Origin of the sequence: Azospirillum sp. A1-3 (assembly GCF_023806445.1) — a bacterium.
In the GTDB taxonomy this organism is placed as follows: Bacteria; Pseudomonadota; Alphaproteobacteria; order Azospirillales; family Azospirillaceae; genus Azospirillum.
Window position 1 is genome coordinate 684,556 of the sequence record NZ_JAMSLU010000003.1, and the last position, 21,607, is coordinate 706,162.

At 66.5% G+C, this 21,607-nt stretch carries 37 protein-coding genes and 1 pseudogene; 15 read left to right on the forward strand and 23 right to left on the reverse strand.

Going from position 1 to position 21,607, the window contains the following annotated elements:
* Positions 1-3 precede the first annotated feature (3 nt).
* From M5E06_RS20965 to M5E06_RS21035, 15 genes and pseudogenes are all read right to left on the reverse strand, one after another.
* Entirely contained in the window at positions 4-1,896 is a 1,893-nt protein-coding gene (locus M5E06_RS20965) for a terminase gpA endonuclease subunit (protein ID WP_353654354.1), read from the reverse strand.
* Positions 1,865-2,506, reverse strand: coding sequence for a hypothetical protein (locus tag M5E06_RS20970; protein WP_252139841.1), 642 nt, complete (start codon positions 2,504-2,506; stop codon positions 1,865-1,867). The genes M5E06_RS20965 and M5E06_RS20970 overlap by 32 nt, the downstream gene beginning before the upstream one ends.
* 319 nt (positions 2,507-2,825) lie before the next feature.
* A complete protein-coding gene (locus M5E06_RS20975; protein ID WP_252139842.1) occupies positions 2,826-3,473 on the reverse strand; it encodes a DUF6441 family protein in 648 nt (215 codons plus the stop codon).
* A 4-nt stretch (positions 3,474-3,477) separates the two neighbouring features.
* Complete coding sequence (locus M5E06_RS20980) at positions 3,478-3,669, reverse strand: hypothetical protein (protein ID WP_252139843.1); 192 nt, start codon at positions 3,667-3,669, stop codon at positions 3,478-3,480.
* A complete protein-coding gene (locus M5E06_RS20985; RefSeq protein ID WP_252139844.1) occupies positions 3,669-4,004 on the reverse strand; it encodes a phage holin family protein in 336 nt (111 codons plus the stop codon). The genes M5E06_RS20980 and M5E06_RS20985 overlap by 1 nt, the downstream gene beginning before the upstream one ends.
* 166 nt (positions 4,005-4,170) lie before the next feature.
* A complete protein-coding gene (gene nusG / locus M5E06_RS20990) occupies positions 4,171-4,761 on the reverse strand; it encodes a transcription termination/antitermination protein NusG (RefSeq protein WP_252139845.1) in 591 nt (196 codons plus the stop codon).
* The gene (locus M5E06_RS20995; RefSeq protein ID WP_252139846.1) at positions 4,754-5,002 is read right to left on the reverse strand and encodes a hypothetical protein; all 249 of its coding nucleotides are present in this window, start codon (positions 5,000-5,002) and stop codon (positions 4,754-4,756) included. Before M5E06_RS20995 ends, nusG begins: the two co-directional genes overlap by 8 nt.
* 17 nt (positions 5,003-5,019) lie before the next feature.
* Positions 5,020-5,229: pseudogene (locus tag M5E06_RS21000) on the reverse strand (LexA family protein); the annotation flags it as partial.
* 152 nt (positions 5,230-5,381) lie between these two features.
* The gene (locus tag M5E06_RS21005; RefSeq protein ID WP_252139847.1) at positions 5,382-6,596 is read right to left on the reverse strand and encodes a DnaA N-terminal domain-containing protein; all 1,215 of its coding nucleotides are present in this window, start codon (positions 6,594-6,596) and stop codon (positions 5,382-5,384) included.
* Between the two features lie 5 nt (positions 6,597-6,601).
* Positions 6,602-6,823 (reverse strand): hypothetical protein, encoded by a 222-nt coding sequence (locus tag M5E06_RS21010; RefSeq protein ID WP_252139848.1) that lies wholly within the window; start codon positions 6,821-6,823, stop codon positions 6,602-6,604.
* Complete coding sequence (locus M5E06_RS21015; RefSeq protein ID WP_252139849.1) at positions 6,820-7,395, reverse strand: MT-A70 family methyltransferase; 576 nt, start codon at positions 7,393-7,395, stop codon at positions 6,820-6,822. The genes M5E06_RS21010 and M5E06_RS21015 overlap by 4 nt, the downstream gene beginning before the upstream one ends.
* Complete coding sequence (locus M5E06_RS21020) at positions 7,392-8,795, reverse strand: DEAD/DEAH box helicase (RefSeq protein ID WP_252139850.1); 1,404 nt, start codon at positions 8,793-8,795, stop codon at positions 7,392-7,394. Before M5E06_RS21020 ends, M5E06_RS21015 begins: the two co-directional genes overlap by 4 nt.
* Complete coding sequence (locus M5E06_RS21025; protein WP_252139851.1) at positions 8,792-9,241, reverse strand: RusA family crossover junction endodeoxyribonuclease; 450 nt, start codon at positions 9,239-9,241, stop codon at positions 8,792-8,794. Before M5E06_RS21025 ends, M5E06_RS21020 begins: the two co-directional genes overlap by 4 nt.
* A 7-nt stretch (positions 9,242-9,248) precedes the next feature.
* Entirely contained in the window at positions 9,249-10,478 is a 1,230-nt protein-coding gene (locus M5E06_RS21030) for a hypothetical protein (protein WP_252139852.1), read from the reverse strand.
* A gap of 12 nt (positions 10,479-10,490) precedes the next feature.
* Entirely contained in the window at positions 10,491-10,808 is a 318-nt protein-coding gene (locus tag M5E06_RS21035; RefSeq protein WP_252139853.1) for a hypothetical protein, read from the reverse strand.
* An 81-nt stretch (positions 10,809-10,889) separates the two neighbouring features.
* Between M5E06_RS21035 and M5E06_RS21040 the strand changes: the two genes are divergently transcribed.
* Positions 10,890-11,030 (forward strand): hypothetical protein, encoded by a 141-nt coding sequence (locus M5E06_RS21040; protein ID WP_252139854.1) that lies wholly within the window; start codon positions 10,890-10,892, stop codon positions 11,028-11,030.
* Between the two features lie 15 nt (positions 11,031-11,045).
* Here the strand turns inward: M5E06_RS21040 and M5E06_RS21045 are convergent, their stop codons facing one another.
* From M5E06_RS21045 to M5E06_RS21055, 3 genes are all read right to left on the reverse strand, one after another.
* The gene (locus tag M5E06_RS21045; RefSeq protein ID WP_252139855.1) at positions 11,046-11,642 is read right to left on the reverse strand and encodes a helix-turn-helix transcriptional regulator; all 597 of its coding nucleotides are present in this window, start codon (positions 11,640-11,642) and stop codon (positions 11,046-11,048) included.
* A 72-nt stretch (positions 11,643-11,714) separates the two neighbouring features.
* A complete protein-coding gene (locus M5E06_RS21050) occupies positions 11,715-11,936 on the reverse strand; it encodes a hypothetical protein (RefSeq protein ID WP_252139856.1) in 222 nt (73 codons plus the stop codon).
* Positions 11,936-12,184 carry a hypothetical protein gene (locus M5E06_RS21055; protein ID WP_252139857.1) on the reverse strand — a complete coding sequence of 83 codons (249 nt, stop codon included), beginning with the start codon at positions 12,182-12,184 and terminating at the stop codon, positions 11,936-11,938. The genes M5E06_RS21050 and M5E06_RS21055 overlap by 1 nt, the downstream gene beginning before the upstream one ends.
* Positions 12,185-12,280: 96 nt before the next feature.
* On the opposite strand from M5E06_RS21055, the gene M5E06_RS21060 reads away from it, so the two are divergent.
* Positions 12,281-12,646 carry a hypothetical protein gene (locus M5E06_RS21060; protein ID WP_252139858.1) on the forward strand — a complete coding sequence of 122 codons (366 nt, stop codon included), beginning with the start codon at positions 12,281-12,283 and terminating at the stop codon, positions 12,644-12,646.
* A gap of 391 nt (positions 12,647-13,037) precedes the next feature.
* Positions 13,038-13,286, forward strand: coding sequence for a hypothetical protein (locus M5E06_RS21065; protein WP_252139859.1), 249 nt, complete (start codon positions 13,038-13,040; stop codon positions 13,284-13,286).
* A 1,115-nt stretch (positions 13,287-14,401) separates the two neighbouring features.
* On the opposite strand, the gene M5E06_RS21070 is transcribed toward M5E06_RS21065, so the two are convergent.
* From M5E06_RS21070 to M5E06_RS21090, 5 genes are all read right to left on the reverse strand, one after another.
* Positions 14,402-14,710: a hypothetical protein gene (locus tag M5E06_RS21070; protein WP_252139860.1), complete on the reverse strand. Its 309-nt coding sequence runs from the start codon at positions 14,708-14,710 to the stop codon at positions 14,402-14,404.
* Between the two features lie 103 nt (positions 14,711-14,813).
* Complete coding sequence (locus M5E06_RS21075; RefSeq protein WP_252139861.1) at positions 14,814-15,050, reverse strand: hypothetical protein; 237 nt, start codon at positions 15,048-15,050, stop codon at positions 14,814-14,816.
* Between the two features lie 31 nt (positions 15,051-15,081).
* Complete coding sequence (locus M5E06_RS21080) at positions 15,082-15,312, reverse strand: hypothetical protein (RefSeq protein WP_252139862.1); 231 nt, start codon at positions 15,310-15,312, stop codon at positions 15,082-15,084.
* Positions 15,309-15,620, reverse strand: coding sequence for a hypothetical protein (locus M5E06_RS21085; protein WP_252139863.1), 312 nt, complete (start codon positions 15,618-15,620; stop codon positions 15,309-15,311). The genes M5E06_RS21080 and M5E06_RS21085 overlap by 4 nt, the downstream gene beginning before the upstream one ends.
* A 28-nt stretch (positions 15,621-15,648) precedes the next feature.
* Positions 15,649-15,942, reverse strand: a complete 294-nt coding sequence (locus M5E06_RS21090) for a hypothetical protein (RefSeq protein ID WP_252139864.1) — start codon at positions 15,940-15,942, stop codon at positions 15,649-15,651.
* A gap of 161 nt (positions 15,943-16,103) precedes the next feature.
* Here M5E06_RS21090 and M5E06_RS21095 point away from each other — a divergent pair, with 161 nt between their 5' ends.
* From M5E06_RS21095 to M5E06_RS21150, 12 genes are all read left to right on the forward strand, one after another.
* A complete protein-coding gene (locus tag M5E06_RS21095; protein ID WP_252139865.1) occupies positions 16,104-16,352 on the forward strand; it encodes a hypothetical protein in 249 nt (82 codons plus the stop codon).
* A gap of 101 nt (positions 16,353-16,453) precedes the next feature.
* On the forward strand, positions 16,454-16,648 hold the full coding sequence (locus tag M5E06_RS21100; RefSeq protein WP_252139866.1) for a hypothetical protein: 195 nt from the start codon (positions 16,454-16,456) through the stop codon (positions 16,646-16,648).
* 139 nt (positions 16,649-16,787) lie between these two features.
* Complete coding sequence (locus M5E06_RS21105) at positions 16,788-17,012, forward strand: Acb2/Tad1 domain-containing protein (RefSeq protein ID WP_252139867.1); 225 nt, start codon at positions 16,788-16,790, stop codon at positions 17,010-17,012.
* A 293-nt stretch (positions 17,013-17,305) separates the two neighbouring features.
* Positions 17,306-17,527 carry a hypothetical protein gene (locus M5E06_RS21110; protein ID WP_252139868.1) on the forward strand — a complete coding sequence of 74 codons (222 nt, stop codon included), beginning with the start codon at positions 17,306-17,308 and terminating at the stop codon, positions 17,525-17,527.
* Positions 17,528-17,530: 3 nt separating this feature from the next.
* Entirely contained in the window at positions 17,531-17,986 is a 456-nt protein-coding gene (locus M5E06_RS21115; RefSeq protein ID WP_252139869.1) for a hypothetical protein, read from the forward strand.
* Positions 17,987-17,989: 3 nt separating this feature from the next.
* The gene (locus M5E06_RS21120) at positions 17,990-18,202 is read left to right on the forward strand and encodes a hypothetical protein (protein ID WP_252139870.1); all 213 of its coding nucleotides are present in this window, start codon (positions 17,990-17,992) and stop codon (positions 18,200-18,202) included.
* A 95-nt stretch (positions 18,203-18,297) separates the two neighbouring features.
* Positions 18,298-18,762, forward strand: a complete 465-nt coding sequence (locus M5E06_RS21125) for a hypothetical protein (protein ID WP_252139871.1) — start codon at positions 18,298-18,300, stop codon at positions 18,760-18,762.
* Positions 18,762-19,079 carry a hypothetical protein gene (locus tag M5E06_RS21130; RefSeq protein WP_252139872.1) on the forward strand — a complete coding sequence of 106 codons (318 nt, stop codon included), beginning with the start codon at positions 18,762-18,764 and terminating at the stop codon, positions 19,077-19,079. The genes M5E06_RS21125 and M5E06_RS21130 overlap by 1 nt, the downstream gene beginning before the upstream one ends.
* Positions 19,080-19,418: 339 nt before the next feature.
* The gene (locus tag M5E06_RS21135) at positions 19,419-19,787 is read left to right on the forward strand and encodes a hypothetical protein (RefSeq protein ID WP_252139873.1); all 369 of its coding nucleotides are present in this window, start codon (positions 19,419-19,421) and stop codon (positions 19,785-19,787) included.
* Between the two features lies 1 nt (position 19,788).
* Positions 19,789-20,028 (forward strand): hypothetical protein, encoded by a 240-nt coding sequence (locus M5E06_RS21140; RefSeq protein ID WP_252139874.1) that lies wholly within the window; start codon positions 19,789-19,791, stop codon positions 20,026-20,028.
* Complete coding sequence (locus M5E06_RS21145) at positions 20,025-20,615, forward strand: 3'-5' exonuclease (protein WP_252139875.1); 591 nt, start codon at positions 20,025-20,027, stop codon at positions 20,613-20,615. Before M5E06_RS21140 ends, M5E06_RS21145 begins: the two co-directional genes overlap by 4 nt.
* Positions 20,612-21,604 (forward strand): hypothetical protein, encoded by a 993-nt coding sequence (locus M5E06_RS21150; RefSeq protein ID WP_252139876.1) that lies wholly within the window; start codon positions 20,612-20,614, stop codon positions 21,602-21,604. Before M5E06_RS21145 ends, M5E06_RS21150 begins: the two co-directional genes overlap by 4 nt.
* Positions 21,605-21,607 lie beyond the last annotated feature (3 nt).

Genomic DNA, 21,607 nt, shown 5'->3' on the forward strand with positions numbered 1-21,607 from the left:
TCCTCACAGGTGTGGATCGTCGGCGTAGGTCGCCTTGGGCATCGGCAGGCTGTAGCCGGTCGATGTTGTCTTGCCGTCGGACAGAGGCGGCAGCGGGCGGAGCGAATGGACCTGCATCAGCTCCGCCGCCGCGGCCTGCATCATTTCGCCGTCGAGGTAGTGGTTATCTTTGTTCTGCCGGACCCAGACCGCCGCACCGCTGGGCTTCACCACCCGGGTTTCAGCGACGACTTGCCGGCAGTAGGCCTCGGTGACGTCGGAAGGCACATGCCAGCCGCCGGGCTCGCCCGCCGGCCAGTCGATGCGCGCCATCACCCACGACTTGAAGAAGTCGCTGTCGAGGTGGTGGAGCATGATGCCGGCCCACTTAGCCGCCTTGCCCTTGGCGTCGACCGCCGCTTGTGCCGTCTTAATCGGAGTCGGCAGGTGGTCGTGACCCTTGATCGCCCGGACCTTGCTGGCAGGGTAGCGCCGGCAGAAGTCGTAGATAGCGTTGGTCGGGCGCCGCCACTTGTCGCCCGGCCGGTAGCCGGAATCGATCAGCACGATGTTGAACGGCTCGCCGTCAATGCCGCCGTCGATCAGCTCCGCCAAGTCGTTCCAGACCTCCGGGCGCTCCGTTTCTCCCGGCAGGAACGCCGCCCGCAGGAGCCAGCTTTCGTACCGGGCGCCCCAGCCGCGGGCGACGACATAGAGGCCGTATTTCTGCACGTCGACCGTCAGCGCGATGCGCTGGACGCCATAGGGCACCTCGCCGGTTTCATAGGCCTGAGCCAGGGCTGCGATTTGCTCCCAGGCGCGGGCCTGCCCGCCGGCGGCGTTGCGGAAGAGCTCGCCGAGGCGGGTGTTCACCACCGTCTGCAGGCGCTCCATGTCACCCGAGCGCACCGCACGCACATAGTCGGCGGCCCGGCTGCCGAAGGAGACGAACGGGGAAGCGAGACCGCTGACCCAGAAGCTGATGGTGTCGCCGGTCAGCTCCGGCCCGCTAACTGAGCCGTCCGGCGCCACCCGCTGAGCGGGAGCGACAAACACGGCACGGGCATTCATCTCCGCCTTGGCGTGGTCGAAAATCTTCATGCCGCAGTCCGGGCACTCCAGATGCGCCGTCCGCGACGCTGTGGCCGGCGAGGTGCTGTCGAAGCGCAGGACCGAGAAGCGCGGGATGAAGTATTCGCCGCAATGCGGACAGGGCCATGCCCACTCGTGCCGGGTCCCCTCCTGCCACAGCTTCCAGGTGGCGCTGTCGATGTCCTCTGGATCGGCGACCTTCCAGTGCCACAGCCCGCTGTCCGGGTGCCGCTCCGCCTCGACATTGCCGATCAGCGGGGTGGAGGTGACGCCGATGCAGAAGCCTGGGTAGGTCTCACCACGGGCGCGGGCCAGTTCCACCGGATCGCCTTCGCCCTTAATGTCGCCGTCCATGCGGTCGCGCTCGTCGACGATGACGAGGCCCGCCGGCTGACCGGCCAGCTCGGCCGCCGATCCCGCCCAGCCCAGCCGGATCTCGGCGCCGGAGACGATCTTGAGCGTCTTACGGTTCTTCTTCCCCCATTGGGTTTTTGCCGATAGCGACGTCGAGCTTTTCAGCATCTCGGTCAGGCGGGGCTCGATCGTGTTCTCCACGAAGTTCCGGCTCGGGCCGAAGTAGATGATCGGCACCGGGGCGTCGTCCATCCGCTTGCCGATGACGTTGAGCACACCGGTGCTCTTGGTCATCTGCGAGCCCATGACGAACACGATCATGCGCCAGCGGGGATCGTCGAAGGCGCGCTGGATCGGCACCATGTAGGGCACGCGCTGCGGCCGATACGGCCCAGGCTCTGCCGACTTCGGCGGAAGGACGACGTTCTCCGCCGCCCATTCATCCGTGTGACGCTTCTTCGGTGGGCGCACCGTCTTCGCCGCCCTGCGGAAGAGCGCCGCCAGCTTCGGCGAGGACGGCGGCCTTGTCGAAGAGGTCGGCGACGGCAGAGAGGACGGCTCGGTGTTCGTCACGAATGATTTCCTCGATGCGCGCGGCCTCTCCGCCGGTCAGGCCGGCGATGATGGAGGCGGTGCGCCCGGCGATGCCCTCCAGCCCCTGCCGGTACATCCCGTTGGCGGCATCCCAGGCCGCTTCCACCTCGGCGCGGCTGATGTGCTCGCGGTCGAACTCCAGCAGCTTGCGCCGCCGCAGCTCGGCCGAGTAATGGGCGTCTCGGGCGCGGGCGGCGATGAGGTCGGTTGAAGCCTCGGGCGGCTGCTCTGCCGTCAGGGTCCGCTTCGGCGGTGCCGTTTGACGCTTCGCCGACGCCGAAGGCTCCGGTTCGCTTGGGGCTTGCACCTTCGACTTCGGCTTGGTCGGGTCGAGGTTGGCCTGGCGCCACCGGTTGGCCTCGTCCGGCTCCACCAGCCCGTTGTGGGTGGGCATGCCGGCCTTGACGTAGCGGCTGATCTGGGAGCGGTGCACCCCGATGCGGGCCGCGTACTCGGCCTTGCTGATGAAGGTGTTGCGTCCGGCCATGTTGCGTTGACCCCAGCCGGCCGGGAAAACCAACCGGCACGAGCATCTTTCGCAGTTGCGACAAAGAGTTGCGCAGCGATCTTCACATCACGGCGGCCAATGCAACGGCTGTTGCGTTGGAATTTCCGGCGGAATATCTCCGATACCCGCACTTGTCCCACCCGTGATGGGAGACCCCCGGGAAGGACCCGTTCGACCCTGGCCGGTCAACCCCACCCCGTGGCTGGCCTTGCCCTGCCCCTCCAACGCCCCGTGGTGCGCCTCGGGCTTCGGGCTGCCGCTCGGCAGAGGCTGAGGACGCAACGCATCAGCGCCGCTATCAGCGCTCCCGCACCGCCTCGGCGATCATCGCGGGGTAACGGGTCTGCCACCGGGTCACGATGGCGTCGAGGTCGAGGCGCTTGCGAATGGTGGTCTCGCGCACCAGGACGAACATCAGGACCAGCTTGGCTTCCCGGCCCTGGGCGCGGCGTCCAGCGGTGGCGCGGCGCACCCCTCCCGACTTGCCGGCGATCACGTCGGCGAAGAGCAGCACCACGCGCCCCTTGGCAACCGAGCGGAGCGGGCCGAACCGCTCGGCCACTTGGTCGGGCGTGAGGAAGCGCCCGCGCGAGCCTTTCGGGCAGTTCTTAGTTGGGATGGCGAGCCAGCCTCGCTTCGAGCGGATCGTCGCGCCCTCGTTGAAGGCGTCGATGATCCCTTCCCACTTGGCTGCCGACGGAGCCCGGCCGCGAACGAACACCTCGGCAGCGGGGTGGAAGCTGTAGGTGCCGCCGCCGGGATAGGCGGCATAGCCCAGCGCCCGGCCGAGGTTGCCGAGACCGGCGCCTGACATCGCGCTCCGCATCTCGTCCCGCATGGTGGAGGCGGCATGCTCGGTGATGTCGGTCAGGCGGCGGGCGTTCTGGTCGCTCCACTCGTCGAAGACCTTCTCCAGACTGCCGGTGATGATGACGCTGGCGCGCATGGGGTCAGGCCCTCATCGACGCATCGAGGGTCCAGCCGTCCATCGCGCCGACGGGCATGCGGCCGGTGATGCGCTCCAGGCCCGGCCCGATCATCTCGGTGGCACGTCGGTAGGCCTCGCGCTGGGCGACGCAGTCGATCAGGTCGGCAGCCTCGGCGATGGCCTGGGACAGGGGCTTGCTCTGCTGGGTCTGCATCACGGGGCCGCCTTGTCCGGGTCGATCTTCACACCGGCTCGCTGGGCGACCGCACGCACCAACAGCGCCAGAGCCTGTGGCCCCAGCCAGCCCAGCACGGCGGCGACTGCCCACGTCACGGACGGGGCAAGCTCCAGGTAACTTCCGACGCCGCCACCCACGATGCCCATGCCGGCGACGGTCGGGACTTCCAGCAGCAGGAAGGGCGACAGGAAGCGCCGCTCTCCACGCTGGACCAATTGCGAATGGCGCATCAGCACCCCCACGAGGGCGGATAAGGCGGGGCCGATGAGGCCCACACCGGCGGCAGCAAGATCGGGTGAGGGTTCGGCCACGGCTTAGCTCCAGGCATAGAAAAACCCGCCGAGGCGGATGCCAGGGCGGGCGGTTGAGGTGGGCGCTTCTATAGCTGCCGCAGTCCCATATCCAGCGGATGCCGGGGGACCGTATGCGGGCATGGTATGTCCGCTAATCCTTTCGAAATGATTAAAGCTACTACCATCACGCCACACTCCTGCGATCCGAAGTGATCGGCCGAAGGTTCGCCACCGGCATCTCGACGCGGCTGGTGCGTCCGAACAGCTCGACCATGACCAGTGCCATCTCGCCCCGTTTGTCCGACTGCAGGAACACGGCGGCGAAGTCACGGAACGGCCCGTCGATCACCCGCAGTGCTTGCTCCGGCTCCCAGGTCACCACGGGGCGCTTTTCGGTTTCGGATTCAGGCTCCGGCTCCCGCGGCCGGAGGTCGACCATGCCGCCGTCGGCATCGCAGCGGGCCTTGATCCGACGCAGGATCAGGGGCGAGACGCGCAGCGGCATCAGGTCGGCGCCTCTGACGAGGAAGTTCACGCCGATGGTGTTCAGGATCGGGCTGAACGGCTGCTCGGTGTGGTAGCCGACGAACTGGTACCGGTCGAACAGCGGGCGGGTAACCGTCTCGATGCGACCACGGCCGTACTCACGTTCCCGCAGGCACATCGGCAGGAAAGACCGATAGCCCTGCTCCAGGTACCGGCGATGGACCTCCTCGTTCCGGCCGGGCTTGACCACCACGGCCATCCACTCGCAGTCCGAGAACTGGTCAGCCATTCGCCACCTCCCTCGCGTCTCCACGCCGCGGATGCGGCTCGATCTCCTTCGCCAGGATCAGCGCGGCCCGGACGCGGCGGACGCAGGCAAGGCACACAGGCGGGAACTGTGTCGGCGGGTTCATGTCCGGCCCATAGGCCCGGCAGGAGGCGGCGCCGTCGAACTCCCAGCCGTTGCCGCGGGGCTGGAGCTTCTCGGCCTCAGGCTTGCCGCCGATGGTCAGGCAGGAGGGGAAGGTCATTCGGCGCTCCCGATGCTGGGGGTGGTGACGACCTGCAGGGTGCGGGCTTGGTTCGGCATCCGGACGAGTGCGCCGCGGGCGACAAGCCCCTCGATCAGCCGGTGAATGCCGGACTTGCTGGCGAGGCCGAGAGCCCGAGCCATCTCGTCGAAGCTGGGCGACACGCCGCGGCGTTCGCGCTGGTACCGGACGATGAAATCCAGCAGGACGCGCTGCTTCGGGGTCAGGCCGGCGCGGGTCGGGCGCTTCGGTTCCTTGGCGGCAAGGGCAGCCTTCAGCCGCTTGACCTCCGCCTCGAGCACGATATTCCGCGCCTGGAGCTGGCGGATCGTCCGGGCCATGGCGGCGGTGTCTTCGGGCATGGTCAGGGTTCCGGTGGTCATGCTGCGTTCCTCCCCTGCCCCTTGGCGACGGTGATCACGAGGTCTTCGACCACCAGCACAGCCTTCAGTCGATCGGCCAGCTGCTGGGCGACCCAGTCGCGGTGGTAGGCGCTTGGGGCCAGGAGGGTGGCAGTGCCGTCGGCGACGCTGATCTGGCAGGGGGCGATCCAGTTCGCGTAGGTCACCGCGTCGAAGTGGCCGGCATAGGGCTCCGGCACCTCCGGCAAGGGCTTGCGCTTGCTGCCCGGCCGGGCGTTGGCGATGGCGGTGCGGACATCCCGGTCCAGCACGGCGCTCAGGCTGCGGGGCGGACCGGCGTGCTTGGCGTCGAGTTGGCGGAACTGGCGCTGGACCTCCTCGACCACGGCGGCGGCGGTGTCGGCGGGCGACAGGCCCCGCTCGGCACCGGCGGCGATCCACTCAGCGAACAGTTCGCCGTCGGCCGGGCTGATCGGACGGCCCGGCAAGTCGAACCAGCGCTCGAAGCCATCAGCGACGCCCTGGCGGACGGCGGAAATCCCATCGTCCAAACCATCGGCCGGCCGGCCGGCTTCGTGCGCGCACGCGTACGGCCTGCCGCCAGCCGATGATTCTACGACTCTGGTACCTTCTTCCTCTTCCCTCTTCCCTCCTCCCTCCTCCCTCTGCGCGGCCATTTCCGAACTTTTCGGAACTGCGGTGCGTTGAACGCGCTTCGGTTCGGAACCGGGGGATGCTTCAACGCGGGCGAGTTCGGAACTCGGTGCGTTTGAAGCGGTGGGCAGTTCGGAACCCGCCGTGTCGTCAGCCTCGTCCTGTTCCGCCGCATCGTCGTGCTGATCGGCGTCCAGTTCGGCACCGGTCTTCTTCTTGGTGGTGCTCCAGAGGTCCATGCGGACCCAGTCCCGCAGGCTGGACGGCAGGGGGTGGACCTTCGTCGGCTTCTTCGGCTTCTGGTACTTCACGAAGTTCCGGATGGCGCCGTAGGCCTTGCCGTCCACCGTGAAGCGCTTCACCTGCTGATGCGCCTCCAGGTCGGCCAGCAGGGTGTTGATGTCGACATTGTCAGCAGGCAGCAGGCGCATCTTCAGGCCGATGGGCTTCCACTCGAAGACGCCCTGATCATCGGCTTCGTTGCGCAGGCTGATAGCCAGCAGGCGGGCAAGCGGCTGGCACTCGACGAAGTCCTCGTCGGTCCATTGCCCTGGAAAGGTGGAGCGGATGCGGGCCATGGGTTCTACTCCGCCGCTTGGGCCGGCGCGGCTGCCGGGCTGGTGAGGAGGTCGGGTTGGGAGGCGCGGGTCTGGGCGCGTTCGGCCATGCGCTCCAGCTCCGTGGCGAGATCGTCATAGGCGATCGCTGCGGCGCTGCCGGTGCGGGTGGTCTTGCGGATCAGCTTGGCGCGGGAACGGGCCACAGAGGCGGCGGCCAGCAGGCCGGGGGCGGTGTCGATGGTCATGCTGCGGCCTCGAATTTCGTGGTCTCGTTGCCCCAGCAGTCCCAGCCCGGCCGCTGCGACCGTGCGAACAGCTCGACATAGGGGCCGTCGTACAGAGCCTCGATGTCGGTGTGCATCTGGTCGGGCTTGCGGCTGTGCTCACGACGCGGGGCGACGATCAGGTTGCGGATGGAGCGGGAGCGTTGGGCCGGTCGGCCGATGGTGCCGAGCAGCCAGAATTCAGCGGCGGAACGGTAGATGTAGCCGGGTCCAAAGGCCCAGCTGGCACCGGTCGGCGACTGCTTCGCCCAAGTGCCGGCGGACTTGTAGGCAAAGCCCCAGGCGTCCAGCGTAGCGATAGCCTGCGGCAGCATCGGCGCCGTCGCCCACATGATGCAGGCGCAGTCAGGGGCGGCCAGCTGGGACACCGGCAGGGCCTGAATGTCCGTGAGCGGCATGCAGCGGTATTGGGCCTGCGGGGACTTTGCCTCGCCCTTCGGGCTGCGCAGAGCGAACATCCACGCGGGATCGGCCAAGATCACGCCATAACGCAGCGGGGTCAGGGCACCGAAGGGCCAAGAGGCGGTGGTCATGCGTACCTCCGCATTTCGAATTGCTTTGCCAGCCGCTGAGAGAGGCGCTGCTTGGCGTAGTAGAGCCAGCCGTCGCGGTAGTTCCGCAGCCGGGCGATGCGCAGCAGGTCCTTCTCGTTGACCGCGATGCGCTCCAGGTCCTCGATGGGCAAGCTGCGCACCATGCTGTCGGCCAACTGCTCCAGCCGGCGGACCACCGGCGCCGCATCCTGGCCACGGAAGGTCCGGCGGCAGCCTGGGCAGGCAGCGGCCGGGGCGAAGCGGCGATGGCAGACCGGGCAGCGCACCGTCCGGTGGGTGAAGGGGATCAGGCCATGCTGGAGCGACCACGTCCGGTCAGCTTCCGGCATGCCGTGGAGCTTGACGTTGTCGGCGAGGTCGATGATGCAGGCCCGGCGCTTGCCGGGGTTAATGCGCAGCACCCGGCCGGCTTGCTGCATGTAGAGTTGGGCCGACTTGGTGGGGCGCAGGAAGATGGCGCCAGCGACGACCGGGATATCGGTCCCCTCCGAGATGATCATGCAGCTGGTCAGCACCTGGATGCGGCCGGCGGCAAGCCCGCTGATGGCGGCGTCGCGCTCGTCCGGATCCATATCGCCGTCGACCGACACCGACAGCCAGCCGGCGGCGCTGAACAGTTCCGCGACGCGCCGGGCGTGGTCGATGGAGGAGCAGAAGGCAATCGCCGGTTCGCCCGGCATTCGGGCGGCGTAGCTGTTCAGCGCCAGCTTCGTGACCTTGTCGTTGTTCATGACCCGGTCGAGGTCACCGGCGGAGAAGTCGCCGCGGCTGACCTTCACGCCCGACAGGTCGGGGGAGAACGGCGCCCACACCTCGGCGGGGCAGAGGAAGCCGGCGGCGGTCAACTCCATCACCGACGGACCGCGCACCACCACCTCGAACAGGTCGCCGAGGGGCTTACCGTCGCCACGGAAGGGGGTGGCGGTGACGCCCAGGCGCTGGGCATTCGGCATCGCCTCCAACAGGGCCTGCCAGCCGGGAGCGACGGTGTGGTGCGCCTCGTCGACCACGACCAGGCGGATGGTGCGCAGCCAAGCGGCGAGCCGCCCCTTGCGCGCCTTCAGGGTGTCGATCGAGCAGACATGGACCAGGGCGGTCGGATCGGGATCATGGTCCGGATCGACGATGGCGGCATCAATGCCAACGGCGGTCAGCTGGCGCACCGACTGCTGCAGCAGCTCGCGGCGGTGGACGAGGAAGACGGTCGGCCAGCCGACGTCCACCACGGTGCGGATGACGCCGCCGACCACGACGACGGTCTTACCGCCGGCGGTGGGCAGGACGTAGAGCACGCCGCGGACGCCGCGCTCCAGGCAGGCCAGGATCTCGTCGGCGTTCTTGCGCTGGTAGGGGCGGAGCTGGAGGGGGGCGTGCTTCATGCCGCACCCCCGACCAGCTTCTGCGTGGCCTTGTAGACGGCGACCTCGACGCGCGGCCGGGCCTTGTCGACAAAGCCCTCCTCGATCTTGAGCCGCACCTGCCGGTCGTTGGTGATCAGGCGGGGCTCCAGGATGAAGCCGGCACCGACCTTCACGCGGCGGGTCTGGAGGGCGTCATAGACGAGGCTGGCGTCGAGGTCGGGACGACGGCTGGCGTAGAAGACGCGGACATGCACGGCCACGTCGCCTTCATAGGGCTCCGGCAGCTTGGTGACGTGCAGAGCGGCGACTGCCTCGAAGTCCAAGGCCTTGTTGCCTTTCCGCAGCGCCACCTTGTCGCCGAACTTTACGATCTCACGGCTGTTCCCCTTGGCCGCCGGTTCACCGGGGATGGTGAACCGGGCCAGGAGGTCGCCGCGCTGCCATGTGGGTTGCGGGCCGGCCATGGGTGCCTCAGACCGCCGTGCGGACGTCGTAAGACGGCACGACCGTCGGGGTGGCGAGCAGCCGACCACGGGCGAGGGTCTTGGCGGCGTCGATCAGCTCGTCGCGCGTGACGGTCTCCAGTCGGTCGGCGAAGAAGGTGTTGATCTGGTTCGCCCAGGTCTCACCGGTCTTCGGGCCGGAAACGTCCATCAGCGGGGCGTTGGCCTCCATGTCGAACAGCTTCCACTTGCCGTCGACCTCGCGGACATCGACGCGGCCGGCCGGCTCGTCGTCGGTCTGCTGATCGTCGTCGAACGACACTTCCTCGAGCGCGCCGGCATCCTGCTGCTCGGCCTGCGCAGCAGCCGGGCGCACGAAGCGCGGAGCCTTGCCGGCCTTGGCATCCTCCAAGCCGAGCAGCCACTGCGTCTTGAGAGCGCCGCGACCATGCGGGCAGTCTTCCGTGAACAGGTCCTTGGCCGCGCCGTCGAAGCCGGCGAAGTAGGCGGCCAGCTTGTCGGCGGGCGAGGTCTTCGTCTTGGCGGTCGGCAGTTCGGTGACCTCGGCGCCGGCCGGCTGATCGGCGCGGCCCTGGCCGTCCTGCTGCTCGCCTTCCGGCCCCATCTCAGCACCGCGCGCCCGGCCCTGCTCCCACAGCCGAAACTCGACGCTGTTTTCCGGGTGCGGGTTCATCTCCGGGCCGTGACCGAGGCGACCGGCGGACAGGCCGTTGTTGGCGATGAAGCCGGCATTCTCCGGCATCTCCTCCGCCGCCATCAGGGCGGGGATATCCTCCTCCTGCACTTCCGGCTCCGGCACCGACGGTGGCTCGACGTCGAAGGGAATCTCCTGATCCTGCGGCTCGGAGGAAGTGGTTTCATCGCGTTCGGCCGGCTCCGTCTCGCGCAGTTCGCTGCTGGCCTTCTGCAGGGCCTCCTTCACAGCGGGACGGACCTGGGCAACCACGAAGCCGAACAGGTCCAGCTGGACGCGATCGCCCAGCAGCGCGGCAATGGCGACCTGGAGCTTGCGGATCCGGTTCTGCCGGGCGCCGTCATCCTCCAGATGCCGGATGCCGTGGCAGAGCTTGAAGATGTCGTAATCGATGCCGGTGGCCTTCACGACAGCCTTGGCATCGCGGACCGGCGCGCGGGCAGCCTCCAGCCCTTCAGCGGCCTCGACCAGCTTGTAGGAGGCGCTTCGCAGAGAGTCGGTAATGTCGTTTTCCGACAGGTTGGTGGGATTGTCCTTGGCCACGTTGGGCGCTCCTTACGGGGTGGGGGAAACGGAGGAGTTGCGGCGCCAGCGGAAGCGGCGGCGGCGCTCGGAATAGGCGACGGCCAGCCAGTGCAGGAGGCGGTCGCGCTCGCGCTCCAGCATCAGGGCGAAGCCGTCGAAGGTCGGACCCTTGGCGAGCCAGCGGCGGGCCTGCCGATCGGTGACGGCATAGTCGTCCGCGATGCAGGCGGACGTTTTCCGTCCGTGCTTGGCCTTGAAGTAGTCCCGCAGTTCGCGGGCCAGCTTCTGCGCGGCGTCGCGGCGTGCACCGGCTATTTTCCGTCCGGCGATTGTCAGGCGGCGCCACACCTTTTTGGCTCCACCAACACGCGTATCATCGCCATTTTGTTCGCTATGAAGATCACGCCCCAACATGGCTCAGACCTCCCCGTGCAACTGGACGCCGACGGCGACACCGCTTACGGCGTCGTCCACATGCTGCTGCGGCTGGCTGGGCTGAACGCGCCGGTCCGTGAGGAACTGGTGGTCATGGCCGCCCGCGTGGGCGAGCTGTTCGCCGTGGAGCTGTGAGAGATGGCGCATCGATCAGCCCCCCATCACCAGCTGAGAGGCGAGCACGCAAGCCTGCGAGCGGTTGCTGGCGCCGATCTTGCGGAAGATCGCCCGCAGGTAGATCTTCACCGTGTCGATGGAGAGGTTCAGTTCGCTGGCGATCTGCTTGTTGGTGCCACCGCCTGCCATAGCGCGGAACACCGACAACTCGCGTGGCGTCAGCTTGTTGAGGGTCGCAGTGCGCTGCGCAGCCGGGATCGACATCGCGGCATGCTCAACCACGTTACGACCTCGCGGGCCGACCGGGCGTTCAGTGATCTCGACCGCATCGACCAGGGCGGCCAGCGTCGCCGCATCGACAAGGTTCACAGCGCCGAGCGGCAGGCGGAACGAGGCGATGACCACCGCAGTGGCGCCGCGGCCTTCCATCGCCAGATTTATGCCGCATTGGCCTTCGGCGCGGGTCAGCGCGTCGATCAGGGCGAAACGCTCGACCTCGCCGATGATCCGCTCGAAAGTGGTGGGTGTGTCGCTGTTCTGCCGAATGGTAGAGGCGACGGGCTGGCCGTTCGCACCATGGACGCTCGCAGCGTCAGCGGTGTAGTTCTGTGGGCAGGAATCGTGGCTCAACACTTGCGGTTCTCCTTAGTTCGAAAGCCGGCGCGGGGTGGTGCTTGCGGCCGGCTTTCGTGCTGTCTGGGGTCAGGTTTTCGCGGGGACCGGGAGGGGGACTTGGACCGTGTAGTGGTCCTGGGTCTCCGCCAGGGCGGCGAAGGCATTGGCGCCGCGGCGCGTGGCCGGGGCGGACACAGAGACCGGCTTCATCAGCGCCTTGTTGCAGGCGCAGGGCAGCGGAGCGCGCGGGCCGGTCACAGCGCGGGTTTCATCAGTCAGGTGACAGAGGGCGCACTGGTGCATCGGCATCAGGCGGCCCTCCCTTCGGGGCGGGGGGCAACGTTGCGACCGGCGCGCGGCTCCGACGATTCCTTGAACCGGGCCGGAATAATGCTTTCCATGGCCCGGAGAGTGTCCTTTGTGGCGTTGCCGCCCTTCAGCACCTCATAGGCTGTGGTTTTTGCGATACCCGCCGCTCGCGCATACTGGGCGGCGCCCCACCCATTGGCGGCAGCAAAGGCGATGATGCGATGTTGGGAGCGGTCGATGTAGAGCATGGGGCTAATGATAGGTCGGTATACCGACCATGGTCAAGCCCTTTACGGTCGGTAACCCGACGTCGCGCAGCTGTCGAAAAACCGCATAATGTCGGTATGAGCGACCAGCCTCAAACCGACATCATTGCAGCGTTTAACCGCGTCCTCGACGCGCGAAAGGCACTGCTCAAAAGCAAGAATAACTGGCGAGTCCTCTCAGGGCTGCCGAAGACGACAGCGCTTGATGCCTTCGCCGGCAAAAATCCCACCATGGACACCCTGCAGAAACTCGCTACGGCTGCGGAAATGACAGTAGCCGAGATGCTTGAGTATGGTGATCCGGATTGGGAGACCAAGGCACAAGCTCGCGCTATCTTGCGGCAGATGCAGCCTGGGGAAATCACCAGCCTCACTACGCTTCTCAAGCTTCGGATTGACCGCGCTGAAGGCGGGAACGACGAGCGCGCAGCCACCTCTGAATAATTGTCGCACCCTTTTCCCCCTTCTGGGCAAGGTACCAGGCCAAGGCATTAACAGCCTTCTGATCTACCCCTCCGTCTTCCTGTTGCATTACCGTCTCCACCCGCATCTCGCTCGCCCCGCAACGAGAACATTTGCGAACACGGTAGCGCCGTCTTCCCGGTTCGTCACCGGCTTTCTGCGAATACCGTTTTGGTATATCGCCACCACTTTCCACTCGCCCGACGCCTCAATCCCAACACTGACGCGGCTTTCCGGCGAATCCCACTCCACAATCTTGCGCTATGCGAGAAACACATACCTGCAATTCGGACTTCCTGGCCAAGCTTAGGATTGACTTCCTCCGAGCGCGGAAGAGAACATTCTTAAAACACATCAGCGGGAAGGATGTCCCATGTCGGCGGTCACTCACATCATCGTCCAGCCCTATGCACGCGGCCCCAAGGGCGGGCTGAAGCCAGAACCAGCGATCCTGGCGAAGACGGCAGAGGCCGCCATCGTGCGCGCAGAGCGGATGTTCGCGGCCAATGGCAAGATCGTCGGGGTCGACGTGGTGCGCACCGAGGTGGACGAGGAGGCGGGGGATTACAGCGAGCCGGTCTATCTGCAGCGGCTCGGGATGGTGCCGGAGCTGCCGAACTGAGGACCGGGCAAAAGAATGCCCGCCGCGGCGGACCGGGCGGGCAGTGCATGGGCAGAAAAGGAGCATTCCTCCCCAGAGAGCAGGATAGGCGCTAAACGGTTCCAACGGCAAGACTGCCCGCCTCACAAGAGTGAGGCGGGCTAGGTTGGTCGAGTTCAAGGTGCTGGACCTATGAACGCTGCGACGGCGCACTTGTTCCGCATAACTCAGGCCGTCGACTAGGTGGTGGAGCGGGTCAATCCCACTCAGCAGATCATTCGGCCGCATCCCTGCCCGCCAGCGACACCTCGCCGTCGCAGCCGACTTCGATGCCGGCAGCTGTGAGGGCGAGGCAGATCTGGCCCCGAGCCCTTAAGCCAACGTCCCATCGTCCTGTTTCCAAACGGCGGATGTCCTCGACGTGAACACCGGCTGTGAACGCTAGCTCCTCTCGACTCCAGAGCAGAAGCTCCCGCGCCTGCCGAAATTGCTGTGGGTCCATAGGCGTACGCCCCCCGGCTGCCAAAGCTCACAATGGAAGAGATAGGCAGCACGAGCTTGATGGCAGGCGGTTCTCATGAAAAAGCCCGCCAGCCGGTTCCAGGCAAAAAGAAACCCGCCTCGGGGGAGCAAGGCGGGTCAGGGCACTTTGCAATGCACAATGCGTTTTGCGACTTCATCGCGGAGCCAACCCACAGGCTCAGCCTGAAAATCGCTCCCGTCACGACCGTCTAGCAAACATTGCATCCGCAGCGTCGATGGACGGGCATCAACGATTTTCCGGACGGACAGGATTAGATGATGATGCCAATTGTCAGACCTCTGCACCACCGGGAAGAAGCCAAATCGATAGAAGCGGGAGTTGTACCACCGTGATGGTCCAATCGAGTGAGGTAGGAGAAAATAGACACAAAGAAGCCCGCCTCGGGGAGGCGAGGCGGGCCTAGTCAACAAGGATGCTCTCTGAGAGCCCTATGATTAGGGCGCTGATGGTTCGGCGGCGCAACCATAAATGCCCGTGCAACGGGCCGGCCTCGGGAGTGGCTGGCATGTGTAACCGTCAGGCCTTCGCTGGTGGCGGGCAGAAGAAAGCCCGCCGGCCGGGTAGCGGGCGGGCTGTCGTACTTGGTAGCGGATCAGCGAGAGAAGATGGCTTTGACGCCCTCCAGCCAAGTCGGCCAGTACGGCAAAGACGCGATGGCAGCTATCACGCCAATGGCAGCCCATGTATCGGCACGGGTGGGGCGCTTCGCAATCTCGACGGCCACTGCGGAAACCTTATCGCTCAACCGAACTTCGCCTGCCGACAGATCACCTTTGGTCGCGAGGTCGGGCAGCTTGGCCTGAATAAATGCGTGCATCTCATGGATCTTGGGCGCTAGAGCGCCCAAAGTTGCCTTGATCTCCCCGACGTCCGTTTCGAGCTTCGCGACGCGCTGTTCCATGCCAGGATCATGGGGACCGCCACCGCCGCCGTCAATGGGAGGAACCGTTGGAAGCCTCCCGCGCGCCCGAGCAGACTCAGTCATGGTGGCGACATGGCGCCAATCAACGTTGCTCGCCATTGCGACCGCCCTCCCCGCTTAGCAGGTCATCTAAAGCCGCTATCAACGAGCTGTGAGCCGTAGCAATCTTTTCCTTGGCGCCAGAGGCGTCATCTGTTTGAAGTCCCTCGACCGCTTGAGCGACCGCTGAAACAGCTTGAATAACGTTAAGGAGAGAATCCCTTAATCTCTGCGCCTCTTGCTGCGCTTTTAGCGCCATGCCGTATGAAATTGGATCCATCACCCCTCCCCCAACCTGTTCATCACCCGCGCTACTCCTTGGTCCCGAGCCTCAGGATCACCGCTGCTAGGATTTCGGCCGCTGCGCCAATGGCTTCCATGGGCACGTCCTCGCGCTGCGTCGCCAGCCTGGTTATGCCGCCCAGCGCTGCGCGGACCGCATCACACGGGCTGTCTGTCTGCTGAACGCGCTCAAGGATCATCTGCTCGACCAGCAGCTCCAGGGCGGCCACGCGGGCGGGGAGATTGTCGTGCCCGTTCATTCTGCCACAGACTTCGGCTCGCCCAAGCGGGTCTGGATCGCCTGGAGCATCTGACGGTTCTGCTCAGTCCCATCAAGCATGCTAGCGAACGCGAGGAACGCCAGAGCGACGATAGCCGCGCCCAACGCCATGGTAAGCGCGGCGCCCCAAGTCCCCGCCTGCGGGCCGGCAGCCTCAATGCACGCCCTATAGCTCGGTGCGTGAGAAATGAACTGCCCGCAGTCTCTGTCGGCGAGCAGAGTTCCGCCCGCCAGGATCAGCCCGCCCAGCATCACGAAAAAGGCGACAACCCTCAGAAATACAGCCATTCCTCAATCCTCTCGCCCGACGCCAGTATCACTGCGCAATCTTGGTGTCGCAGTTCCTATCCGAGCACAGCGTCCGATATCGGGTGGTCGAGCCGTCCGGCGCCTCGACGCTGCCGCTGTAGGTCCGGGGCATCGTGCCGCCGATAGTGTTGATAGCGCCAGAAGCGGCATTCAAGCGAGCGGTCAGCCCTTTGAAGCATGGAACGGCCTCCACGTCTGGCAGGGTTCGGCAATAGGTAAGCTCGGCCTGGGGGTCGAAGCGCGGCCCGCAGCCCGCAAGATAACCCAGCACAACGAGCAGAAACGCACCAGCCTTCACCATATCCCCACCTCACCATAGCGCGAACGTCATCTGTTCAGCGCAACCTGATTATGGCCGGATAATCGTCGCCTGAGTAGGTCGCTATACCGACCACATTTCTCTTGACGATTGGTCGATATACCGACCATAATAGCTCCACACCACCCCGCCGGAGCCCGCCGATGCCTACCGCCACCACCAGAGCCCCTGAAGTCCAGCGCCTTGCCTCCCTCGGAGACGTGTTCTTCAAGGGCTACAGCGACCGCCTGGAAGGCCTGTGCCTGACCAAGCCGCGGAAGCGCGATCTGGCCGCGGCTTACGTCGCCGGCTATGCCGCCGCCAGTCTGGATCTGCAGATCTTCGGCAAGCCCGATTTCGGCACCGCCTTCAAGGCGTGGCTGACCATTCATGCTGGCGAGCCCGCCGCCTGAGTTTCGCGCCCCTGCGCGTTCCCCTGCCCGTCTGGGCGTTTCCTCCCACCTCGCCGCCGGGCGCTCCCCCAGGGCTCGGCGGCACCTTTCCGGATCCTCTCATGCCCGCGCCTTCCCGCCTGATCGTCACCGACACCCTGACCGCCAACGGCCTGCGCGGCGTGGACAACGCGCTGGGCTTTGCCGAGCGCTCAGCTGAGCAGGCGACGACTGAGGGTGATGAGCGCGAGGCCAGCTTCTGGCGGCAGATCGCCGACCGCTGGCACGGCAAGCGCCTGGACCTGACGGCGGGGTGATGTTCCGCCACCCCCGACACCGGCCGGCATGGGTGACCCCAGCCGGCTTGAGCCCGTGAGAGGTCCGGTAATGCAAACCCCCAGCGTGACCGTCACCCGGTCAAACGGGCCTCTCCCCCCGAACCCCTGGAGACGATCCGTGGACAACCAGCACAAGCACATCAAGGGATACCGGGACCTGTCAGCCGACGAGATCGCGCTGATGAACGAGGCCAAGGCCAAGGCCGAAGAGGTCGGTGCCCTGGTGGACAAGATTGCCAGCACGCCCGGCATCGACGGCCGCTGGGTCTCCATCGGCAAGACCGACCTGCAGAAGGGCTTCATGAGCCTGATCCGCGGCATCGCCCAGCCCACGACTTTCTGAAGCCATCGCCCGCCGGTGGGGCGTGATCTCCGGCACCCCTCAACCAACCAAAGAAAGGAAGTCTCGGCAATAGGAGTGGGAACTAGCGGGCGCCCTTGGCCGGACGCCCGCAACCTTCAAGCCCCTTACCCAGCGATGGGTGGGGCTTGAGGCCGTAGAGAGGCGCCGCGGCGTGTCAGCGAGCCGGGACCCCGCCCAAGGCGGAACCAGTGGCGAGCATGTGGCCGGCGCCGGCGCGGAGGATGGAAGCCGGCGCCTCTCACCCCATTCCACCGCATGAGCGGAGCAATCCAATGGCGCACGAATACAGCAACAAGAACACCGCCGTCCGCGACATCAGCCTGCTGGAGGACGCCCTGCGCGTCACTCCGGAAATCGATGACGGCAAGTGGGTGATGCTCAGCAAGAAGGAATTCGAAGCGATCGAAGAGGCCGCCCGCGACGTGGCCCAGCACCTCGAAACCTGCATGGACGAGATCGAAGCCATCGAAGAGTCCGTCGGCGTGGAGGACTGACCGATGCTGATGACCGAAGAGCAGGCCCGCACGAAGTGGTGCCCGCATGCACGCGTGACCGATGGCAGCTGCTCCGACGAGTCCGGCGGAAATAACCGCTGGCTCGACGCGAAGGGCGAGGAGAATTGCCGGTGCATCGCCTCCGACTGCATGGCGTGGCGCTTCGTGGACGCCGAGCCGATCTATGCCCGCCGGTATGTCTCCGACGACCGCTTCGTGACGCGCTACGAGGAAGCCAGCAAGCTCCCGGACGAGCAGGCCGACGCCGTTCTGGATGCGCTTGACGCCGAGCGGAAGGCTTTCAGCGACTCTTGGAAGCCGGAAGCCCCGGAGCCCGGCATGGAGTTCGTCGGCATCTCCTTTGCTGACGAAGGCCCAGCCGAGGTGATCGCCACTTTCCGCTGGCTGGTCCGCGACCGCCGCGGCTACTGCGGCGCCTTCGGCCGGCCGGAGGCCTAACCGATGCGCCTCCTCTCCCGCACCAACCTGGAGCGCTCCGTCGAGCGCTTCAACGCCGACACCCCTGTCGGCAGCCCCGTCATCGTCCGCACCTTCCTGGGCCGTCGCTTCGAGAGCGTCACCGCCAGCAAGGCGTCGCTGACGATCGACGGACCCGCCGTCTTCGTGATGGGCGTCAAGGGGCGCTGCGAGCTGCGCCGCGTGGTGCCGGCATGACCGACCACCGCATCTTCATCCTGATCCTGCTGCTCGCCGTCGCCCTGGAAGCCCTGGACCTGTGGGCTTGGGCGAAGGTGGTTGGAGGCTGACCGATGGCAGAAGAATGCACCTGCCACCTTGGCGCGCCGCCGTGCGGCTACTGCGTCGAGGGTACCGAGAACTACCAGGAAGCGTCCGCACTGGCGGAGGAACTGGACGACCGAGAGCTTGCGCGGCTGATGGATGACATCGACCGCATCCGTGAGGAGCGGGCAAAGAAGGCCGGCGCCCCGTCGGTCGCCCTCCCCGTCCAGCCGCCCCTCCCCATCAACGTCGCCGCTGCGCCCAAACCGGACCTGACGCCGCAATACCGTATCGCTCAAATCGGGCTGAACCTGAAGGTGTTTGGTCTCCGCGAGAAGTGGCGGAAGTCGATGGTGAAGGCCATGGCCATCCCCTCCGATCCGAAGCCCTGGGCGGCCTTCGAAGCCGCCGACCGCGCCTATTACGAGCCCACCAACCTTGGCCCCAAAGGCGACGGCGCCCAATGGGACAACCGCCGCCAACGGGTGCGCTGATGCGCCGCCACGTCACCACCGCCCAGCTGGACGACCTGCACGCCCGCGGCCTGCCCGACCGGCAGTTCCGCCGCGCGGTCTACGCCCTGGAGCATGGCGCCGACGCACTGCGGCTGCTGGACCTCCGAACCCGGCGTGACGTGACGGCCGCCCTTTACCGCCAGGCGCTCGACGCCGCCCTGCTGCGGCTCCGCGACGGGAGCCTCCTGGCCTACCAGCTCCGGACGCTGACGCAGGCCTTCGCCAACTGGCAGGCCGCCGTGTCGGAGCTCGGCAGTTTCGAAATCCGCCGGCGCGTGCCGGCCGCTGCGGAGTGATCGTGATGCCAATCAGCCCTGAGAAGCGAGCCCTCTACCCGAAGGACTGGAAAGCCATCAGCCTGCGCATCCGGAAGGACCGGGCTCAGGACCGGTGCGAGTTCTGCCAGATCGCCATCAACGGCCAGCCGCACCCGGTCACCCGCAGCAAGGTGGTGCTGACGGTTGCCCACCTCGACCACGACCCGACCAACAACCCCGACGACGGCAGCAACCACGCGGCCATGTGCCAGCGGTGTCACCTGACCTACGACGCGCCGCTGCACGGGAGAACGCCGCCCGCACCCGCCGGGCCAAGGCACCGCAACTCGACCTCGTCGACATGCTGGGAGCATGACCATGGCCAACGCCCTCAACGCCACCGTCACCGGCCGGGACGACTGGTCGACCGCCACCTTCCGGATCTTCACCGTCGAAGGCGAAGCCAAGGTCATCGGGTCCGTTCGCCTCTGGTTCGGCATCCATCTCCGCGCCGACGGCTGGTGGCGCCTTACCCACCTGCCGACCGGACAAGGCGTCGGCGAAGCGCTCAACGAAGGTAACCTCATCCGCGCGGTCGCCGACATCAAAGACCTGATCGACTGGGATTTCACCGATCCCTTGGGCATTGCCAAGCAGAACGGCGGCCCGGTGATTCGCGCGGCGCTTCTGCGCCATGGCTCCCGCCTGCGCCCCGAACAGGACCGCATCAAGGCGGAGGCCGCCTGACATGGCCAGCCCCTACGCCATCACCCCGTCGGACGAGACCGCCCTCGGCTCCCTGATCCTGCTGCATGGCCGCGTGCTGCTGATCACCGGCCTCTCCTCCGATTCCGCCGTCCAGCACAACCGCCTCGCAGACCCGATGGTCGGCGTGCTGGCGCGCCTCACCCCGGCCGAACAGGCCGAACTTGAAGCCATCGTCGGCGCGCATGAGACGCGCTGGACCCAGGAGACGCCTGCACCATGATCCTCGCCTTCGACACCGAGACCACCGGGTTACCGGTCAAGTGGGCTCCACTGACCAGCCCGCAGCAGCCGCATGTCGTCCAGCTGGCAGCGCTCCTGATGAAGGACGCCGACACCGAGATCGACAGCATGAACGTCATCGTTCAGCCCGACGGCTGGACGATTCCCGAAGCCGCCGCCCGCGTCCACGGCATCACCACCGAGCGCGCGATGGACGAGGGGATTCCGCTCGTCGACACCATCGGCCGCTTCAACGACCTGCTGGCCCAGGCGAAGACGCTGGTTGCCCATAACATCGAGTTCGACACCCAGCTGATGAAGACGGCGTTCTACCGAGCCGGCGCCGAGCCGGCACGCCAGAACCTGCCGCGCTTCTGCACCATGGCGGCCAGCCTCCGCATCGTGAACCTGCCGCCGACGCCGAAGATGCTTGCCGCTGGCTTCAACAAGCCGAAGCCGCCGCAGCTGAAGGAGTGCATCGCACATTTCTTCGGCGAGGGACTGGACGGAGCGCACGACGCGCTGGTCGATGTCCGCGCCTGCGCCCGACTGTACTGGCACCTCCAGAGCCTGGGGGTGGCGGCATGAACGCCATCCTCCCCACCTCCCGCGAGCACTGGCACGAACTCCGCGCTGAACATGTCGGCGGGTCCGAGGTCGCGGCCCTGTTCTACCTGTGGCGCCTGGCTGACGGCCAGCAGGCCTTCCTGCACATGTTTGAGGTCCCGCCCGCCGGCGCCGAGTGCCTGGGATGTGTGAGCCGCCACACCACCGGCTACCGGCTGTACTGGCAGAAGCGAGGCGTGCTGCCGCCGGAGAATCTGGACGAGGTCGAGCGGGTGCAGGCCGGCCAGTTCCTGGAGCCCGCCATTGCCGAATGGGCGCGCCACAAGTGGGACCCGTGGCCCCTGCGCAAGGTCCGCCGCTATCTCCGCCATCCCCGCATCGCCGGCATGGGTGCGAGCCGGGATTTCGAGGAGCACGGCCCCGGCCTGCCGCCGGTCGAGATCAAGAACGTGGACTTCTTGATCTTCCGCGATCTCTGGAAGGTCGAGGGCGACGTGATCACCGCGCCGCCGCTCGACATCACCCTGCAGCTGCAAACCCAGATCGCCTGCGAGAAGGTCCGGGCCGAGCATGGCTGGATCATCGCCTGCGTCGGCGGGAACAAGCTCTATCGCGGCCAGATCGCCCGGCATGACCCGACCATCGCCCGCATCGAGCAGGCGGTCGCCGCCTTCTGGCAGGCCGTCGAAGCCGAGACCCCGCCGCTGGACGTCGCTGACTTCGACACGGTCGCCGAACTGTCTCTGCTGGGCGCCGAGGTTCGGTCTGCGCCGCTGGACCTCACCACCGACAACGAACTGCCGATCCTCTGCGCCGAGTACCTGAAGACCGACGCCTCCGTGAAGGAAGGCGAGGCCAAGCGCAGCGCCATCAAGGCGCAGATCACCCGCCGGCTGGGCGACGCCCCGGAGACCATCCGGGCCAATGCCAGCGGCTTCAACATCTCCTGGGTCTATGCGCAGCGGGCGGGCAAGCCCTATCGCGCGGCCCTCAACATTCGTGAGGTCTGAGCA

Bases quoted from the DNA above. Each gene is read 5' to 3' on its own strand.
- M5E06_RS21020 (WP_252139850.1), bottom strand. From the start codon at position 8,795: ATGAAGCACGCCCCCCTCCAGCTCCGCCCCTACCAGCGCAAGAACGCC.
- M5E06_RS21090 (WP_252139864.1), bottom strand. From the start codon at position 15,942: ATGGTGAAGGCTGGTGCGTTTCTGCTCGTTGTGCTGGGTTATCTTGCG.
- M5E06_RS21015 (WP_252139849.1), bottom strand. From the start codon at position 7,395: ATGACCACCGCCTCTTGGCCCTTCGGTGCCCTGACCCCGCTGCGTTAT.
- M5E06_RS21150 (WP_252139876.1), top strand. From the start codon at position 20,612: ATGAACGCCATCCTCCCCACCTCCCGCGAGCACTGGCACGAACTCCGC.
- M5E06_RS20980 (WP_252139843.1), bottom strand. From the start codon at position 3,669: ATGCAGACCCAGCAGAGCAAGCCCCTGTCCCAGGCCATCGCCGAGGCT.
- M5E06_RS21100 (WP_252139866.1), top strand. From the start codon at position 16,454: ATGCCCGCGCCTTCCCGCCTGATCGTCACCGACACCCTGACCGCCAAC.
- M5E06_RS21050 (WP_252139856.1), bottom strand. From the start codon at position 11,936: ATGCCGATGCACCAGTGCGCCCTCTGTCACCTGACTGATGAAACCCGC.
- M5E06_RS21125 (WP_252139871.1), top strand. From the start codon at position 18,298: ATGGCAGAAGAATGCACCTGCCACCTTGGCGCGCCGCCGTGCGGCTAC.
- M5E06_RS21085 (WP_252139863.1), bottom strand. From the start codon at position 15,620: ATGGCTGTATTTCTGAGGGTTGTCGCCTTTTTCGTGATGCTGGGCGGG.
- M5E06_RS21145 (WP_252139875.1), top strand. From the start codon at position 20,025: ATGATCCTCGCCTTCGACACCGAGACCACCGGGTTACCGGTCAAGTGG.
- M5E06_RS21095 (WP_252139865.1), top strand. From the start codon at position 16,104: ATGCCTACCGCCACCACCAGAGCCCCTGAAGTCCAGCGCCTTGCCTCC.
- M5E06_RS21080 (WP_252139862.1), bottom strand. From the start codon at position 15,312: ATGAACGGGCACGACAATCTCCCCGCCCGCGTGGCCGCCCTGGAGCTG.
- M5E06_RS21010 (WP_252139848.1), bottom strand. From the start codon at position 6,823: ATGACCATCGACACCGCCCCCGGCCTGCTGGCCGCCGCCTCTGTGGCC.
- M5E06_RS21140 (WP_252139874.1), top strand. From the start codon at position 19,789: ATGGCCAGCCCCTACGCCATCACCCCGTCGGACGAGACCGCCCTCGGC.
- M5E06_RS21075 (WP_252139861.1), bottom strand. From the start codon at position 15,050: ATGGATCCAATTTCATACGGCATGGCGCTAAAAGCGCAGCAAGAGGCG.
- M5E06_RS21055 (WP_252139857.1), bottom strand. From the start codon at position 12,184: ATGCTCTACATCGACCGCTCCCAACATCGCATCATCGCCTTTGCTGCC.
- M5E06_RS21005 (WP_252139847.1), bottom strand. From the start codon at position 6,596: ATGGCCCGCATCCGCTCCACCTTTCCAGGGCAATGGACCGACGAGGAC.
- nusG (WP_252139845.1), bottom strand. From the start codon at position 4,761: ATGGCTGACCAGTTCTCGGACTGCGAGTGGATGGCCGTGGTGGTCAAG.
- M5E06_RS21110 (WP_252139868.1), top strand. From the start codon at position 17,306: ATGGCGCACGAATACAGCAACAAGAACACCGCCGTCCGCGACATCAGC.
- M5E06_RS20975 (WP_252139842.1), bottom strand. From the start codon at position 3,473: ATGCGCGCCAGCGTCATCATCACCGGCAGTCTGGAGAAGGTCTTCGAC.
- M5E06_RS21130 (WP_252139872.1), top strand. From the start codon at position 18,762: ATGCGCCGCCACGTCACCACCGCCCAGCTGGACGACCTGCACGCCCGC.
- M5E06_RS21065 (WP_252139859.1), top strand. From the start codon at position 13,038: ATGTCGGCGGTCACTCACATCATCGTCCAGCCCTATGCACGCGGCCCC.
- M5E06_RS20970 (WP_252139841.1), bottom strand. From the start codon at position 2,506: ATGGCCGGACGCAACACCTTCATCAGCAAGGCCGAGTACGCGGCCCGC.
- M5E06_RS21060 (WP_252139858.1), top strand. From the start codon at position 12,281: ATGAGCGACCAGCCTCAAACCGACATCATTGCAGCGTTTAACCGCGTC.
- M5E06_RS21135 (WP_252139873.1), top strand. From the start codon at position 19,419: ATGGCCAACGCCCTCAACGCCACCGTCACCGGCCGGGACGACTGGTCG.
- M5E06_RS21120 (WP_252139870.1), top strand. From the start codon at position 17,990: ATGCGCCTCCTCTCCCGCACCAACCTGGAGCGCTCCGTCGAGCGCTTC.
- M5E06_RS20995 (WP_252139846.1), bottom strand. From the start codon at position 5,002: ATGACCTTCCCCTCCTGCCTGACCATCGGCGGCAAGCCTGAGGCCGAG.
- M5E06_RS21070 (WP_252139860.1), bottom strand. From the start codon at position 14,710: ATGGAACAGCGCGTCGCGAAGCTCGAAACGGACGTCGGGGAGATCAAG.
- M5E06_RS21025 (WP_252139851.1), bottom strand. From the start codon at position 9,241: ATGGCCGGCCCGCAACCCACATGGCAGCGCGGCGACCTCCTGGCCCGG.
- M5E06_RS21115 (WP_252139869.1), top strand. From the start codon at position 17,531: ATGCTGATGACCGAAGAGCAGGCCCGCACGAAGTGGTGCCCGCATGCA.